Here is a 1044-nt window from a genome sequence, read left to right as displayed (position 1 = left end):
GCTTTTGCAATTGATACTGTTCTACAAGGACAAACATATAGCAGTGCAAAAGCATTCTTTGCACAAACCTTTCGTCCATTAGCACAAGGAATCATTTACTTGTGTGAAGAACTAATCCGTCAGAATGATGCCTTTCCAAGTCAATTTCAATCACAGGTAGCTTCAACAGATGTCATCGAACAAGAAATACTAGAACAAATTCGAGGGATTGACCGAATGAGAGCAGGTGTTGAAGGGATTAGTAATGTCCTTCCAGCTATGCAAGCGATGATGGGTATTTTTGATATGATGAAACGGAAACTGCAAGAAAAGTTAGAACACCTGCATGAATTCAATTATACTTCTAGTAGTAATTATGATACAGCACTCCAACTAGCCACTAGTATTGCTACGGGGCTTGCAGAAGTACAAAGTGGAAAAGGTTTTAGTCCTACAAGTGGTACATTTAGTACACAAGGGTTGAATATGGAATGGACGACTTCTATCCAAGCGATTACAGAAGAGATATCCCGAAAAGCTGACCATTCAATTAAAGATGGAGAAATGTGCGGTAGGATAGAAGAGAAATCTCCGATTAGAAAGGCTTGGGACGATAAGGTAGACGATGTAGTTAAAATGTTCGAAACAGTAAAAAAGATGTGGAATGGTACTGTAATCGGAACAGGGAAAGCTGTTGAAGATGAAATCAAGTCCATGGAAGCTTTAAGTAATATGGATATAGGAACTTTTATTAATGTTACATATGCGATTTTACATTTGGATGAAACGACAAAAAATATGTGGCATGCATTTTCAAGTACTGTGAAACGAGATATTATAGATGGAGATGCAGAGAGCATTACACAATGGACTACTTATGGATTAACCCAATTAGCCCTCGGCCTAATTGCTGATAAGGGACTAGGTAGAGCAGGCCTGGTCACAAAAGGAAGAAAAGGAGCAGGTGGAGCAAGTACATTAGCTAAAGGCGTAACGCTAGTAAAAGAATTGAAGCAAACAGCTGATATTTTACAATCTTTTAAGAAAGATGTTTCATATGCTTTT

General features: G+C 38.1%; 1 protein-coding gene. It reads left to right on the top strand.

Features of this window, described 5'->3' with window-relative positions; translation table 11 throughout:
* A partial coding sequence (locus CQZ94_RS30800; RefSeq protein WP_219845222.1) for a T7SS effector LXG polymorphic toxin occupies nt 1–1044 on the top strand: 1044 nt, incomplete at both ends.

Origin of the sequence: Bacillus sp. MYb209 (assembly GCF_002975175.1) — a bacterium.
GTDB lineage: Bacteria > Bacillota > Bacilli > Bacillales > Bacillaceae_G > Bacillus_A.
This window is presented reverse-complemented; position numbering and strand designations above follow the sequence as displayed.